Genomic DNA, 14,686 nt, shown 5'->3' on the forward strand with positions numbered 1-14,686 from the left:
CAGGCACATGAGCCTCGGGCGCCGGCAGGGCGCGGGTCCGTTGTGCCCACCCGTTCCGCCCCAGCGGAACGACTGCCCACAACGGGGCGCGAGGGTGGGCACCGCCCGGCGGGCGCAGCCCGCAACGGGGTGGCCGGGGGCACCGCCCCGCGGGCGCAGCCACAGCGGGGTGGGCACCGTCCCGCAGGCGGGTGCCCACAACGGGGGCGCTGCCCCGCAGGCGGGTGCCCACAGCCGGCGCGGGGCCCGTCAGGGAGCGGTTTTCACTGGGTCGGTGACCCTCACGGGCTCCGTACCGGCCGCGCTGTGTCGTTCGGCCCACGTCTCCAGGGCCGTACGGCAGGCGTGGTCGAGGTGGTGCAGGCCGGAGACGTCGACCACGATCGGCCGGTCCTGGGGCAGCGCCTCCAGGCTGTCGAGTATCTTCGGCAGCCGCAGGAAGGTCGCGTTGCCCGACAGGTGCGCCTGGAGCGGGCCTGCGCCCTTGTCGACGACCTCCAGTCGGACGTGCGACGTCTCCCAGGCGGTCTTGGCTACGGACAGGGCCAGCCCGATCAGCACGCCTTCGAACATGTTCACGGTGACGATCGCGACGGCCGTCGCCACCAGGATCAGCGCCTCGCCCCGGTGTGCCCGCCACAGCGCCGCGACCCCGCGGAACGGGATCAGCTTCCAGCCCGCGTGGATCAGGATGCCGGCGAGCGCGGGCAGCGGGATCAGCGCCAGCGCCCCCGGCAGCAGCGCCGCGAACAGCAGCAGCCACACGCCGTGCAGGACCCGGGAGGCCTTGGTCTTCGCGCCCGCCGCCACATTGGCGGAACTGCGGACGATGACCGCGGTCATCGGCAGGGCCCCGAGCACACCGCAGACCGCGTTGCCCGCGCCCTGCGCCATGAGCTCCTCGTCGTACCGGGTGCGGGGACCGTCGTGCAGCCGGTCCACCGCGGCGGCGCTGAACAGGCTTTCGGCGGAGGCGATCAGGGCGAAGGCGAGGACCGTGCCCAGGACGGCCGGGTCGGCCAGCTCGCCGAGGGCGTCGGCGCCGGGCAGCCGGACGGAACCGAACAGGCCGTTCACCTCGACGGTGGCCACCGGCAGGCCGAACGCCAGGGTGACCGCCGTCGCCAGGATCACCGCGGCGAGCGCGCCCGGCACGGTCCGCGCCCGCTTCGGCAGGTGCTTCCACCCCACCATCACGGCTATGGTGCCGGCGCCGACCGCGAGCGAGACCGGCGCCGCGGTGCCGCCGAAGGCGTCGAAGACGGCCCCGGGCAGCCCCAGGATCTTGTCGACGCCGGAGGCGGGAGCCTTCAGGCCCGCCGCCGCGTACAGCTGACCGGCGATGATCACCAGACCGATGCCGGCCAGCATGCCCTCGACGACGGCGACGGAGATCGCCCGGAACCAACGGCCCATCCTCAGGGCGCCCATGGCCAGTTGGAGCAGCCCGGCGGCGAGGACGATCACGCCGAGCGTGGCGAGCCCGAACTCGGTGACGGCCTCGAAGACCAGCACGGTCAGCCCCGCCGCCGGCCCGGACACCTGCAGGCTGCTGCCCCGCAGGAGACCGGTGACGATGCCGCCCACGACGCCGGTGACGAGTCCGAGCTCGGCCGGGACTCCCGAGGCGACGGCGACGCCGACGCACAGGGGGAGGGCGACGAGGAACACGACGAGGGAGGCGGCGAAGTCCTGGCGTAAGTAAGGGAACTTGGTCATGTCGGCGCCCCTCACAGCGTTTCGAAGGCGTCGGTGTCCGCGCGGTGCTCGCGCACGGCCCCGGTGTGGACCTCGTAGTACCAGCCGTGCAGGCTGAGCCGCCCTGACGAGAGGCCCTTGCGGACACAGGGGTAGGAACGCAGCCGCAGCAGCTGCGTCAGGACGTGGTGCTGCACGGCTTCGGCGACCGCCGGGTCGGCCGGGTCGGCGCACCGGGGCTCCTCCGCGGCGTGCGCGAGCCAGTCGCGCACCGCGGGAACGGAGTCCAGGTCGTCGCCGCGCACCACGGCACCCACGGCGCCGCAGTGCGAGTGGCCGCAGACCACGACGTGCTGGACGCCGAGGACCTCCACGGCGTACTCGATGGTGGCGGCCTCACCGGTCGGGGCGCCGGAGCCGTACGGCGGGACGATGTTGCCCGCGGTGCGCAGCTCGAAGAGCTGGCCGGGCCGGGCTCCGGTGATCAGGGCGGGGACGACCCGGGAGTCGGCGCAGGTGATGAACAGGACCTCGGGGGACTGGCCTTCGGCCAGTGGGGCGAACTCCTCGGGGCGCTGTCCGAAGGTGCGCGCGTTGTCGATGAGGGGTTGCATGGCGTGGTGGCTCCTCCTGGCGCGTCGTGGTGACGCGTCGGGCGTGCGGGGCAGGTGTGAGGGGGGCGCGGGGGCCGCTCAGCAGCGGAACACCTGGAGTCCAGCCGTGGAGTGGAGGCCCGGCGATCGCGCCGGGGAGGGATCCGCGGCACCGCACGTGGGCGGTCGGGGTGCGGTCGGGGCGGAGCGCGGCGGCGACGGACGTTCGGACGCGGCCGGCTTGTCGGCGGTGCGGTGGCGGTCGCGGGTGCGCGGGGGACCGATCGGGTCTCCCGGCAGCTCGGCGTCTCGACAGGTGACGACCTCGTCGTGCGGGGTCGCCCCGGAGGGCTTCGTCCCGAACGGCGCCTCGGCCACGGTGTGCGGGGGCGCGTGTGCGGCTGCGAAGGAGGCGGCGGTGAGGAGTTGGAGGACGACGAGGAGGACGGCGAGGATCGAAAGCCCCGTCCGGGCCGTCATTGCTGGTTGCATATGCCTCCCCCGGAACGACTCACCAGGTGTGGGGATCACCAACGATTGGTCAACGATCAGTCAAGAAGACGATAACTCAGCAAAGTCGCTTGCAGGGTTAACCGGACGTTACAGGCGGAAGCGAGCCCGAAAATCCGAGAATATTTGACGCGCACCCGCCCTTGAACGGCAACCGCCGAGCAGGTAATGGCAACCGCCGAGCAGGTAAGGGCGAAGCCTCCCGGAGCGCCGGTCAGCCCCGCGTCAGGGACAGCAGGTCGCGCGCCGGGCCCGTCGGGCGGGGACCCGTCGGCCACACCGCCCGCAGGTCGCGGCGGAGCAGCACCCCCTCCACCGGAATGGCGACGAGGCGCCGCGACGCCAGCTCCTCGGTGATCGCGAGCTCGCTCAGGACCGCCGGCCCCGCCCCGCTCACCGCCGCGGCCTTGACCGCCGTCGTGGAGGCGAGTTCGAGGAGCGGCTGCGCGAGGCCGCCGTGCGCGGCGAGTGCCGCGTCGAGGACCTGCCGGGTGCCGGAGCCGCGTTCCCGCAGGACCAGCGGGGTCGCGGCGAGCTCGGCCGGGTCGAGCGGGCGTCGGCGCCGGGCCCACGGGTGGGAGGGCGCGGCGACGACCGCGAGCCGGTCGTGCGAGACGACGACGCCGTCGAGGCCGTCCGGCACGGCGAGCCCCTCGACGAAGCCGACGTCGGCCTCGCCCGCGAGGAGGCGTTCCGCGACGGCCGCCGAGTTCCCGGCCTGGAGCGACACGGCGGTGTCGGGACGCTCGGCGCGCAGCGCGATCAGCCAGCCCGGCAGCAGGTATTCGGCGATCGTCATGGACGCGGCCACCCGCAGCCGCGAGTCCCGTCGCCCGCGCAGCGCCTGCGCGCCCGCGTCGAAGGCCTCGGCGGCCTCCACGATGCGCCGCGCCCAGTCGGTGACGAGGGCGCCGGCGTCGGTGAGCCGGGAGCCGCGCGGGGAACGGTCGAGCAGGGCCACGCCGAGCTGCCGCTCCATCGAGCGGATCCGGCTGCTGGCGGCGGGCTGGGTGATCCCGACCTCGCGGGCGGCCGCGCCGAGGCTGCCGTGCCGGGCGACGGCGAGGAGGAGTTCGAGCGCGCCGAGGTCCGGGACCCGGTGGGAGAGGAGCCGGTGGGGGACGACCCCCGGGGAGACGCCCCGAGGGGAGTCGGGGGTCGGCCTCTTGCCCTGCTCGCTGCTCATAAAGCCAGCTTATGGCCTCATAGTCGCAACGTCCCTGGTGGGGGCCTTTCCGGCGCGAAACGATCGGGGCATGGCAAGCCACGCACCTTCTCTCCCCGGTCTCCCCTCCCCTCGCGCCACCACCCCCGGCGCCCGGGCGACCCGCTCCGTCCGTCACCTCGGACCCAACTGGTACGCCTCCGTGATGGGCACGGCCGCCGTCGCCACCGCGGGCGCCGCCCTCCCGCTGGACGTTCCCGGTCTCCGTACTGCCTGCGCCGCGGTCTGGGTCCTGTCGCTCGCCATGCTGCTCGTCCTGCTCACCGCCCGCGCGGCGCACTGGGCCCGCCACCGGGACCGGGCCCGCGCCCATCTGATGGACCCGGCGACGGCGCCCTTCTACGGCTGTCTGTCGATGGCGCTGCTCGCGGTCGGCGGCGGGGCGATGGTCGTGGGCCGGGACTGGGTGGGGCTTCCGGCGGCCGTCGCCCTCGACGCCGTCCTGTTCGCCGTCGGCACGGCGATCGGCCTGGTGGCCGCGGTGGGCGTCCCGTACCTCATGGTGGTGCACCACCGGATCGAGGGCGCGTCGCCGGTGTGGCTGCTGCCGGTGGTCGCCCCCATGGTGTCCGCCGCGCTCGGCCCGCTGCTCGTGCCCCATCTGCCCGCTGGGCAGGGCCGGCAGACCCTGCTGATCGGTTGCTACGCGCTGTTCGGCGTCAGCCTGCTCGCCACCCTGGTCATGCTGCCGCTGGTCTTCGGACGGCTCGTCACCGGCGGCCCGCTGCCGCTCGCGCTCACCCCGACCCTCTTCCTGGTCCTCGGCCCGCTGGGCCAGTCGACGACCGCCGCGAACAAGTTCGCCGACACGGCCGCGGGCGTGCTGCCCGCCCCGTACGCCCACGGCTTCGCCGCCTTCGCCGTCCTCTACGGGGTCCCCGTCATGGGCTTCGCGCTGCTGTGGCTGGCGCTCGCCGGGGCGATGGTGCTGCGGGCGCGGCGGCGGGGCATGGGCTTCGCGATGACCTTCTGGGCGTTCACCTTCCCGGTCGGGACCTGTGTGACCGGTGCCGAGGGCCTGGCCGGGCACACCGGTCTGGCGGCGTTCCGGTGGCTGGCGATCGTCCTGTACGTGTTCCTCGTGGCGGCCTGGCTGGTGGCCGGACTCCACACCGCGCGCGGGCTGTTCAGCGGTGCGCTGCTCGAAGGGCCCGGGCCAGTGCCCGGGGGGCCTCGGCCAGTGACGGGCCGTACCAGGTGAGCATGCGCCCGTCGACGAGGGCGGCGGCGGTCCCGGGGAAGGACTCGGGGCCGTCGTCGCGCGTGAAGCGGTAGGGCTCGTCGGGCAGGACGACGAGATCGGGGGCGGCGGCGCGGAGTTCGTCGAGGGGGACGCGCGGATAGCGCTCGGGGTGGTCGGCGTACAGGTTCCGGACGCCGAGGCGGGCGAGCAGGTCGCCCGCGAAGGTGTCACGGCCGACGACCATCCAGGGCCGCCGCCAGATCGGCACGACGGCGGTGGCCGGTTCGAGGGGTTCGACGGCCTCCCAGGCGGCCTCCGCCTCGTCGAGCCAGCGCGGCCGGGGCGCGCCGCAGGCGGCGAGGACCCGTTCCAGTTCCCGCAGCGCCTGGTCGAGGGTGCGGATCTCGGTGAGCAGGACGTCGAGTCCGGCGGCCCGCAGGGCGGCGAGGTCGGGGGCGCGGTTCTCCTCCTCGTTGGCGATGACGAGGTCGGGCCGGAGCGCCGTGATCGCCGCGACGTCGGGGTTCTTCGTGCCGCCGATGCGGACGGCGTCGAGTCCGGCCGGACGGCTGCACCAGTCGGTCGCGCCGACGAGGACGCCGGGGGCGGTGACGGCGACGGCCTCGGTGAGGGAGGGCACGAGGGAGACGACTCTCATGGGTGCGCGGCCTTCACTTCTCATCGGTGTGCGGCCCTCACTCCACCTCGGCCTCGACGTGGTCGCCGACGGCGACGACGAGGAGGCGGGTGCCGGGTTCGGTGGCGCGCCAGCGGTGCCGCACGCCGCCGGAGAGGTAGAGCGTGTCGCCGCGCCCGAGGCGGTGGGCGCGGCCCTCGGCCTCGACCTCGGCGGCGCCGTCGGCCACGTAGAGGAGTTCGTCGTTCCGGTGCTGGAACTCGCGGCCCGCGTCCTGCTCGCCGGTGAACTCCAGGGCGTGCAGCTGGTGGCGGCCGCGGACCAGCGCCCGGACGCCCGGGGGCAGGCCGGGCGAGCGGTCCCCGGCCCGTACGACGTCGACGGTGCGGGAGGCCTCGGCGGCGGCGAGGAGTTCACCGGCCGTGGTCTCCAGGGCCTCGGCGACGAGTTCGAGGGAGCGGCGGCTGGGGCGGGCGCGATCGTTCTCGACCTGGCTGAGGAAGGGGACGGACAGGCCGCTGCGGGAGGCGACGACGGCCAGGGTCAGCTGAAGCGCTCTGCGGCGCCGCTTGACGGCCGCGCCCACGCGGGGTGCTTCCTTCTCGTCCATGTCGGCTCCCTCCCCCTGCTCGTACCGGTCGGTTACCTGAACCTTACGCAGCTTTGGGGCGGGGTTTCGCGTCGTGCCGAAAAGGGGTGGTCGCCGAACACGTTCGGCGACCACCCCTTTTCGGTCAGTGAGCGAAGGGCCCTACTGGGGGGCGAGCTTCTCCGCGAGGCCGGGGTTGCGGTCCAGCCAGGTGCGGACGGCCTGCTGCTCCTTGCCCTTGCCGGTCTCCTGGATGACGGCCTCCAGGTCCGTGAGCTGCTTCTCGGACAGCTTGAAGTCCTTCAGCCAGGTGCCGACCTCGGGGTTCTCGGCGGCGAATCCCTTGCGGGCGAGGGTGTGGACGCCGTCGCCCTCGCCCCAGGAGCCCTTGGGGTCCTTGAGCTTCTTCAGGTCGTGGGCGGAGTAGGCCCAGTGCGGCGACCAGAGGGTGACGACGACGGGTTCCTTGCGGTCGTACGCGCGCTTCAGCTCGGCGAGCATGCCGGGCGTGGAGCCGTCGACGACCTTGTACTCGCCCTCCAGGCCGTAGTCCTTCAGGACCTTGTCCTTGAGGAGGCCCATCATTCCGGCGCTGGGCTCGATGCCGACGATCCGGCCCTTGAACCGCCCGGCCTTGCCCTTGAGGTCGGCGAGGGAGTCGACGCCCTTCACGTACGAGGGGACGGAGAGCTCCAGGGAGGTGGGGCCGTACCAGGAGCCGAGGTCCTCCAGCTTGTTCCGGTACTTCTCCCAGTACTGGGCGTGGGTGACGGGGAGCCAGGCGTCGGTCTGGAAGTCGACCTGTCCGCCCGCGAGGCCGGTGTAGAGGGCGCCGGCCTCCAGCTGCTTGGTCTCGACCTCGTAGCCGCGGCGCTCCAGGAGCTCCTTCCAGAGGTACGTGGAGGCGATGCCCTCGTCCCAGGGGATGTAGCCGATGCTGACCTTCTTGCCGTGGCCGCCGTTCGGGCCCGAGGCGGTGGTGGAGGACGCGCCGGTGCCGCCGAGGAAGCCCATGCCGCCGGCGGCGAGGGCGAGGACGACGACGCCGACGAGGGCGGTGACGGGCTGCGGGCGGTGGGTCCAGAGCTTGGCGCCGGGCCGCTTGGCGCCCAGCGCGGCGCGGGCCTTGGCGACGGCGCGGCGGCCCAGCGGGGAGACCTGGCGGCCGAGCGCGCCGGTCATCCGGTCCAGGTACATGGCGAGGACGACGATGGAGACGCCGGCCTCGAAGCCGAGGCCGATGTCGACGTTGCCGATGGCGCGGTAGACGGCGCCGCCGAGCCCGCCGCCGCCGACCATGCCGGCGATGACGACCATGGAGAGGCCGAGCATGATGACCTGGTTGACGCCGGCCATGATGGTCGGCAGGGCGAGCGGCAGCTGGACGCGCAGCAGCGTGTTGCGCGGGGTGGTGCCGAACGCCTCGGCGGCCTCGACGAGTTCGCCGTCGACCTGGCGGATGCCGAGCTCGGTCATGCGCACGCCCGGGGGCAGCGCGAAGACGATGGTGGCGATGATGCCGGGGACCACGCCGACGCCGAAGAAGATGATGCCGGGGATGAGGTAGACCATCGCCGGCATGGTCTGCATGAAGTCGAGGACGGGCCGCAGGACGGCGCTGACGGTCTTCGAGCGGGCCGCCCAGATGCCGAGCGGGACGGCGATCACCAGGGTGACGAGGGTGGAGACGAGGACGAGCGAGAGCGTCGCCATGGCCTCGTCCCACAGCTGGACGGAGTCGACGAGCGCGAAGCCGGCGAAGGCGAGCGCACCGGCGGCCAGACCGCGCAGCCACCAGGCGACGACGGCGAGGATGCCGGCGAAGAGCAGCGGCTGGGGTGCGGACAGGACGGCGTCGATGCCGTCGTAGAGGCCGGTGACGCCGGTGGTGACGGCGTCGAAGAGCCAGGAGAACTGGGCCTGGAGCCAGTCGACGGAGCTGTCGACCCACTGGCCGAGGGGGAGCCTAGGCACGGGCGGTCACCTCCCGGGGCTTGGGGAACGGGACGCTCGTCGCGGCGACACCGCCCATGACGGCGAGGAGGCGTTCCGTCGGTACGACTCCGAGGACGGAGCCGTCGGCGTCCTCGACGGTCACCGGGTGCGGGGCCAGGGCGGCGGCGGCGCACAGGTCGGCGACGAGGGTGTCGGGGCCGACGGGGCGGCAGGCGCAGTCGTCGGGGCAGTCGACGGGGGCGTCGTCGGTCATGACGGCGGCGGCGGTGAGCACCCGGGAGCGGTCGACGTCCTGGATGAAGGAGGCGACGTAGTCGTCGGCGGGGCGGACGAGGATGTCCTCGGCGGTGCCGAGCTGGACGATCCTGCCGTCGCGCATGATGGCGATCCGGTCGCCGAGGCGCATGGCCTCGTTGAGGTCGTGGGTGATGAAGACGATGGTCTTCTTCAGGCGCTGCTGGAGCACGAGGAGCTGGTCCTGCATGTCACGGCGGATCAGCGGGTCGAGCGCGCTGAAGGACTCGTCCATCAGGAGCAGGTCGGCGTCGGTGGCGAGGGCGCGGGCCAGGCCGACGCGCTGCTGCATGCCGCCGGAGAGCTCGTCGGGCCAGGACTTCTCCCAGCCGGCGAGGCCGCACAGTTCGAGGGCCTCGGCGGCGCGGGTCTCGCGCTCGGCGCGGGGCACGCCCTGGACCTCCAGGCCGTAGGCGGCGTTCTCCAGGACGTTTCGGTGCGGGAACAGAGCGAAGTGCTGGAAGACCATGCTGATCTTGGTGGAGCGGACCTCGCGCAGCTCGCGGGGGGAGAGGGCGGTGAGGTCGTGGCCGTCGTAGAGGACCCGGCCGGCGGTCGGTTCCAGCAGGCCGTTGAGCATGCGGAGAAGGGTGGACTTCCCGGAGCCGGACAGGCCCATCACCACGAAGATCTGGCCGGGTTCGACGACGAAGCCCGCGTCCACGACGGCCGCGGTCGTTCCTTCGGCGCGCAGCTCCTCGCGTTCGGCGCCGTCGGCGAGCCTGCGGACGGCTTCGTCGGGTCGTCTGCCGAACACCTTGTACAGATGGTCGGCCTGGAGCCTGGACACATACACCTCACGGGTAGCAATGAAGAACGGCCCCACCACCCCCGCGCGGCTGGGCCGTGGAGCGGGCGGGATCGGCCCGCGGGCCCGTCGCGTACGGCGATCCTTTTCGTTGAATCCCGTACCGGGTTCCGCTCCGGGCTCGCGCATGCCCCGCTTCACCGGGTGCAAACGCAAAGGTGACGGGGGTCACGCGCGGGGCCCGAAGGGGGTTCCGCGCGGAGCGGAGGGCCCTGTCGGTGGGGTGCGGCATGATCGGGGTGTGACGCGACGCCTGATGCTCCTCGACACCGCCAGCCTCTACTTCCGCGCGTACTTCGGCGTGCCGGACTCCGTCCGGGCGCCGGACGGCACCCCGGTGAACGCCGTGCGCGGGCTGCTCGACTTCATCGCCCGGCTCGTCCAGGACCACCGCCCCGACGACCTGGTCGCCTGCTGGGACGAGGACTGGCGGCCGCAGTGGCGGGTGGACCTGATCCCCTCGTACAAGGCGCACCGGGTGGCCGTGGAGACGGAGACGGGCACGGACGTGGAGGAGGTCCCGGACACGCTGTCCCCGCAGGTGCCGGTGATCGAGGAGGTCCTGGCCGCGCTCGGCATCGCGCGGGTCGGGGCGGCGGGGTACGAGGCGGACGACGTGATCGGGACGCTGACGGGCCGCGCCGGCGGGCCCGTGGACATCGTCACCGGCGACCGCGACCTGTTCCAGTTGGTGGACGACGCCCGGGGCGTCCGCGTGCTGTACCCGCGCAAGGGCGTCGGCGACTGCGACCTGGTGGACGCGGAACTGATCCGCACGAAGTACGGGGTGCGGCCCGATCAGTACGCGGACTTCGCGGCGCTGCGCGGGGACACGAGCGACGGGCTGCCCGGCGTCAAGGGCATCGGCGAGAAGACGGCGGCGCAGCTGATCACGGAGTACGGGGACCTGGCGGGCGTCCGGGCGGCGGCGGAGGACCCGACGTCGAGGCTGACGCCGGCGAAGCGACGCGGGATCGTGGAGGCGGCCGCGTACCTGGACGTGGCGCCGACGGTGGTGCGGGTCGCCGCCGACGTGCCGCTCCCGGAGTTCGACGCCGCCCTGCCGGCCGCTCCCCGCGACCCGGAGGCCCTGGAGGCGCTGGTGAAGCGCTGGGGTCTTGGCGGCGCGGTGGGCCGCCTGCTGCCGGTCCTGGAGCGCTGACGGGAGGGGCCGCCCGGGCCGCGACGAGCCCCTCTTGCCCGAGGATGCTAGCTTAGGCATACCTAAGTACGCAGAGTCAGGAGAGCCCGTCGTGGCAGAGCAGCCGGCCCGCAAGGCACCGAAGGCCACCGAAGCCCGTGTGGTGCACACCGAGCGGATCACTCCGCACATGGTGCGGGTCGTGCTGGGCGGGCCCGGACTCGACGGCTTCTCGGCGGACGTCTACACCGACCACTACGTGAAGCTGCTGTTCGCCCCGGAGGGGGTCACCTACCCGGAGCCGTTCGACATGGAGCGGATCCGGGCGGAGTTCCCCCGGGAGCAGTGGCCGACGACGCGGACGTACACGGTGCGGGCGTGGGACCCGGTCCACCACGAGCTGACCATCGACTTCGTGGTCCACGGCGACGAGGGCCTGGCGGGCCCCTGGGCGGCGCGCGCCCGGGCGGGCGAGACCGTGCGCTTCCTCGGCCCCGGCGGCGGCTACGCGCCGGACCCGGCGGCGGACTGGCACCTGCTCGCGGGCGACGAGAGCGCGCTCCCGGCGATCGCGTCGGCCCTGGAGCGGCTGCCGGAGGGGGCGAGGGCGCACGTCCTGATCGAGGTCGCGGACGCGGCCGAGGAGCAGAAGCTGGCGACGGGGACGGGCATCGACGTCACGTGGCTGCACCGGGGCGCGCGCCCGACGGGCGAGGCGCTGGTCGAGGCGGTCACCGCCCTGGACTTCCCGGCGGGCGACGTGCACGCCTTCGTCCACGGCGAGGCGGGCTTCGTGAAGGAGCTGCGCCGGCACCTGCGGCTCGACCGGGGCGTGCCGAGGGAGCGCATGTCGATCTCGGGCTACTGGCGCCTGGGCAAGACGGACGAGGGCTGGCGCGCGATGAAGCGCGAGTGGAACGACCAGGTGGAGCGCGAGCAGGAGAGCTGAGCCGAGGGGCCCGGGGCGACGAGAGCCCCGGGCCCTCCGTCATCCGGCCACGGGCCCTTCCGCCCTCGGTCCCGGGCCCTCCGCCACCCGGCCGCGGGCCCCTCCGCCCTCACCCCCGGGCCCTCCGCCACCCGGCCACGGGCCCCTCCGCCCTCGGCCCCTGGCCTTTTCGCCACACGCCCCAGAGCCCTCCAGCGCTCGCCCCCGGGCCTTTTCGCCACACGCCCCAGAGCCCTCCAGCGCTCGCCCCCGGGCCTCTCCGTCACTCCGCTCCCCCGCTCTCCCCCGCCCCCCTCCCCTGCGCCGCCCGGCCGAAAGCGCGCTGCGAGGCGTCCGTCTGGGCCAGGCGGCGCAGCGCGGAGAACATCGCGTCGCCGAGGACCGTGCCGACGACCGCGCTCTCGACGAGCTCCTCCCGCGCCACGTGGTGCGCCACGTAGTCCAGGTCGGCCCGCGCCACCCCCTCCGCCGCGTCCGCGTACGCGTCCAGGACTTCGGCGAACCGCCCGTGCCCGACCTCGTCGAGCGCTGTGAGGGCCACCGCGAGGGCCTCCGCCGCCGGGCTGGAGGCGTCGGCGTGCCAGCCCCGGGCCTCGATCAGCCCGGCGACCGTCTTCCGCGCCTCCTCGACGCCCTCGCGGGACTCACGGTCGTAGCGCGGCACCAGCGGGCCGGTCGCCGCGCCCAGCACCTTGTGCACCGACCTCTCCGGGTCGTCGACCGCCGCGACCACGCAGCGGATCGCCGCCACCGACAGGCCGCCCACGTCGAGGAGCGCCCGGATCAGGCGGAGCCGCTGCACGTGCGCCTCTCCGTACGACGCCTGGTTCGGGCTCGTCAGCTCGCCGGCGGGCAGCAGTCCTTCCCGTACGTAGAACTTGATCGTCGGCACCGACACCCCGGTCCTGCGGCTCAACTCTCCGATGCGCACAGCGCGTTCACCTTCCAGATTCCTCTCCGGCCTTGCCGACCGACACCCCCATCATAGATAGTGGCGCTATCAGATAGTGGCGAGTGCCACTATCCATACCTTCCCACGGGGGGATCCGTATGTCTTCGTCGAACCCACGCGCCCACGTCACCCCGCCGCTCCGGCTGCACCGCCCCCTGGTCTGGTTCGTCGCCGCGATGGGCGTCCTCGCCCTCGTCTCCGCCGTCGGCATCGTCGTCGACGACCGGGTACTGGTCGGCGTCCCCATCTGGACCAAACCGTTCAAGTTCTCGGTCTCGTTCATCGCCTACGGCCTCTCGCTGGCCTGGATGCTCTCGCTGCTCCCCCGCGGCAGGCGGGTCGGCTGGTGGGCCGGGACGGTGATCACCGTCGCGAGTACGGTCGAGATGGTGCTCATCACCCTCCAGGTCATCCGCGGCGCCCAGAGCCACTTCAACCAGGCGACCGCTTTCGACAGCGCCGTCTTCTCGCTCATGGGCGCCACCGTCGCCGTGCTGTGGCTGGCGGCCCTGGTCATCGCGGTGCTCCTGCTGCGCGCCCGGATCCTCGACCGGGCGATGGCCTGGGCCGTCCGGCTGTCCTCCCTGATCGCCCTGGCGGGCACAGCCGTCGGCTTCCTGATGGTCCGCCCGACACCGGAGCAACTGGCCGTCGACGACTCGCCGATCATCGGCGCGCACAGCGTCGGCGTCCCGGACGGCGGCCCGTCGATGCCGCTCACCGGCTGGGCGACCACCGGCGGCGACCTTCGCATCGCCCACTTCTTCGGGATGCACGCCCTTCAGCTGCTCCCGCTGGTGCTGATCGTCCTCACCGCCCTCGCCGCGCGCTCCGCCCGCTTCCCCGTCCTCGCCCGCCTGGCCGACGAGCGGATCCGGCTGCGCCTCACGGTCACGGCCTCGGCGGCGTACGCGGCGACCTTCGCCCTCCTGACCTGGCAGGCCCTCCGCGGCCAGGCGCTCCTGTCACCGGACGCCACGACGCTGGCCTGCGCGGGAGCCATCGCGCTGCTCGGCGGAACGGCCACGGCACTCTCCCTCCGCACCACCACCGCCTCCTCCGCCCCCGCCCCCGCGGAGAAGGTCCCGGCGTGACCGGCGACCACCGGGGCGGACCGCGCGGCCACCGCGCGGTCTACCCTGGCCGGATGCTCGACCTCGACCGCGCCGTGGGCGCCGTACTCGGTTCCGCCGTCGGTGACGCACTGGGTGCTCCCTTCGAGTTCGGTCTGCCCGGCGTGTTCCGGGAGCGGTTCCCGGACGGTGTCGGGGAGTTGTGCGGGGGCGGCGGCTGGGATCCGGGTGAGGCGACCGACGACACGCAGATGGCGGTCCTCCTCGGGGAGTCGCTCCTCGAACGGGGCGGCCTCGACCTGCCGGACGTCTTCGACCGCTTCCGACGCTGGGCGGCGGCCGACCCCAAGGACATCGGCCTCCAGACCGAGCAGGTGCTGCTGGGCGGCGACGCCTGGGACGTCGCGGCCGCGCTGCACTTCCAGGTCAACGGGCGCGCCGCCGGCAACGGTTCGCTCATGCGCGCCTCCACCTCGGCCGTGTACTTCGCGGCACGGGGGCGGACGGAGACGATGGACGCCGCCCGCCGCATCGCGGCCCTGACGCACGGCGACGGCGCCGCCTGGGAGGGCACGGCGATCCTCCACGAACTGGTCCGGGTCGCCCTCCTCGGGGAGGACCCGCTCGCCGCCGTGCCCGCCGCTCTGGCCGAGGTGGCCCCCGCGCACCGGGAGCGGTGGGCGACGGTACTCGCCCCTGGCTGGCACCCGGACGAGGCGACCGAGTTCAACGGGGCCGTCTGGCCCTGTCTCGGCTCGGCGGTCTGGGCGCTGCGCACCACCGGCTCCTTCGAGGAGGCCCTCGCCGCCGCCGTCGACCTGGGCGGCGACACGGACACGGTGGCCGCCGTGACGGGCACCCTGGCGGGTGCGGTGTACGGCCCGGGCGCCATCCCCACCCGCTGGACCTCCCCCCTCCACGTCCCCCTCCCCGGCCACGCCGACCGCGTCCTGCGCGCCGGAGACCTGCGGGACCTGGCCGGGGCCCTCGCTTCTGCCGCGTAAGGATCGGTGGGGAGTCGAACACCTCGGTCCGGAGTCGGTCACTGTCGAGGCACCCTCCAGTGCCCCGCCCGCCT

14 protein-coding genes are annotated in these 14,686 nt (G+C 73.7%); 5 read left to right on the plus strand and 9 right to left on the minus strand.

The genetic code is table 11. The features are described from left to right. Nucleotides 1-249 precede the first annotated feature (249 nt). From ACIGW4_RS36635 to ACIGW4_RS36650, 4 genes are all read right to left on the minus strand, one after another. Nucleotides 250-1,719 carry a SulP family inorganic anion transporter gene (locus ACIGW4_RS36635; RefSeq protein ID WP_359591948.1) on the minus strand — a complete coding sequence of 490 codons (1,470 nt, stop codon included), beginning with the start codon at nt 1,717-1,719 and terminating at the stop codon, nt 250-252. A gap of 11 nt (nt 1,720-1,730) precedes the next feature. Next, the gene (locus tag ACIGW4_RS36640; protein WP_399585894.1) at nt 1,731-2,312 is read right to left on the minus strand and encodes a carbonic anhydrase; all 582 of its coding nucleotides are present in this window, start codon (nt 2,310-2,312) and stop codon (nt 1,731-1,733) included. Nucleotides 2,313-2,390: 78 nt separating this feature from the next. Beyond that, nucleotides 2,391-2,771 (minus strand): hypothetical protein, encoded by a 381-nt coding sequence (locus tag ACIGW4_RS36645; protein ID WP_399585896.1) that lies wholly within the window; start codon nt 2,769-2,771, stop codon nt 2,391-2,393. Nucleotides 2,772-3,015: 244 nt separating this feature from the next. After that, nucleotides 3,016-3,987, minus strand: a complete 972-nt coding sequence (locus ACIGW4_RS36650) for a LysR family transcriptional regulator (protein ID WP_399585899.1) — start codon at nt 3,985-3,987, stop codon at nt 3,016-3,018. A 70-nt stretch (nt 3,988-4,057) separates the two neighbouring features. On the opposite strand from ACIGW4_RS36650, the gene ACIGW4_RS36655 reads away from it, so the two are divergent. Further along, nucleotides 4,058-5,227 (plus strand): TDT family transporter, encoded by a 1,170-nt coding sequence (locus tag ACIGW4_RS36655; protein WP_399585902.1) that lies wholly within the window; start codon nt 4,058-4,060, stop codon nt 5,225-5,227. On the opposite strand, the gene ACIGW4_RS36660 is transcribed toward ACIGW4_RS36655, so the two are convergent. The 4 genes from ACIGW4_RS36660 to ACIGW4_RS36675 form a co-directional block, all read right to left on the minus strand. Next, the gene (locus ACIGW4_RS36660) at nt 5,154-5,867 is read right to left on the minus strand and encodes a helical backbone metal receptor (protein ID WP_359591946.1); all 714 of its coding nucleotides are present in this window, start codon (nt 5,865-5,867) and stop codon (nt 5,154-5,156) included. The genes ACIGW4_RS36655 and ACIGW4_RS36660 overlap by 74 nt on opposite strands. Nucleotides 5,868-5,904: 37 nt before the next feature. Further along, the gene (locus ACIGW4_RS36665; protein ID WP_123450552.1) at nt 5,905-6,456 is read right to left on the minus strand and encodes a helix-turn-helix domain-containing protein; all 552 of its coding nucleotides are present in this window, start codon (nt 6,454-6,456) and stop codon (nt 5,905-5,907) included. 141 nt (nt 6,457-6,597) lie between these two features. Next, nucleotides 6,598-8,409 (minus strand): ABC transporter permease/substrate binding protein, encoded by a 1,812-nt coding sequence (locus ACIGW4_RS36670; RefSeq protein ID WP_398710709.1) that lies wholly within the window; start codon nt 8,407-8,409, stop codon nt 6,598-6,600. After that, on the minus strand, nt 8,402-9,475 hold the full coding sequence (locus ACIGW4_RS36675; RefSeq protein WP_399585905.1) for a glycine betaine/L-proline ABC transporter ATP-binding protein: 1,074 nt from the start codon (nt 9,473-9,475) through the stop codon (nt 8,402-8,404). The genes ACIGW4_RS36670 and ACIGW4_RS36675 overlap by 8 nt, the downstream gene beginning before the upstream one ends. A gap of 274 nt (nt 9,476-9,749) precedes the next feature. On the opposite strand from ACIGW4_RS36675, the gene ACIGW4_RS36680 reads away from it, so the two are divergent. Continuing rightward, a complete protein-coding gene (locus ACIGW4_RS36680; protein WP_398710757.1) occupies nt 9,750-10,655 on the plus strand; it encodes a 5'-3' exonuclease H3TH domain-containing protein in 906 nt (301 codons plus the stop codon). Nucleotides 10,656-10,746: 91 nt separating this feature from the next. Further along, nucleotides 10,747-11,583 carry a siderophore-interacting protein gene (locus ACIGW4_RS36685; protein ID WP_399585907.1) on the plus strand — a complete coding sequence of 279 codons (837 nt, stop codon included), beginning with the start codon at nt 10,747-10,749 and terminating at the stop codon, nt 11,581-11,583. Between the two features lie 262 nt (nt 11,584-11,845). Here the strand turns inward: ACIGW4_RS36685 and ACIGW4_RS36690 are convergent, their stop codons facing one another. Beyond that, the gene (locus tag ACIGW4_RS36690; protein ID WP_399585909.1) at nt 11,846-12,514 is read right to left on the minus strand and encodes a MerR family transcriptional regulator; all 669 of its coding nucleotides are present in this window, start codon (nt 12,512-12,514) and stop codon (nt 11,846-11,848) included. Between the two features lie 197 nt (nt 12,515-12,711). Between ACIGW4_RS36690 and ACIGW4_RS36695 the strand changes: the two genes are divergently transcribed. After that, nucleotides 12,712-13,629, plus strand: a complete 918-nt coding sequence (locus tag ACIGW4_RS36695) for a hypothetical protein (protein ID WP_399585933.1) — start codon at nt 12,712-12,714, stop codon at nt 13,627-13,629. Nucleotides 13,630-13,682: 53 nt separating this feature from the next. After that, nucleotides 13,683-14,612, plus strand: a complete 930-nt coding sequence (locus ACIGW4_RS36700; RefSeq protein WP_123457229.1) for an ADP-ribosylglycohydrolase family protein — start codon at nt 13,683-13,685, stop codon at nt 14,610-14,612. Nucleotides 14,613-14,686 lie beyond the last annotated feature (74 nt).

Source organism: Streptomyces sp. NPDC053513, assembly GCF_044544765.1.
In the GTDB taxonomy this organism is placed as follows: Bacteria; Actinomycetota; Actinomycetes; order Streptomycetales; family Streptomycetaceae; genus Streptomyces; species Streptomyces litmocidini.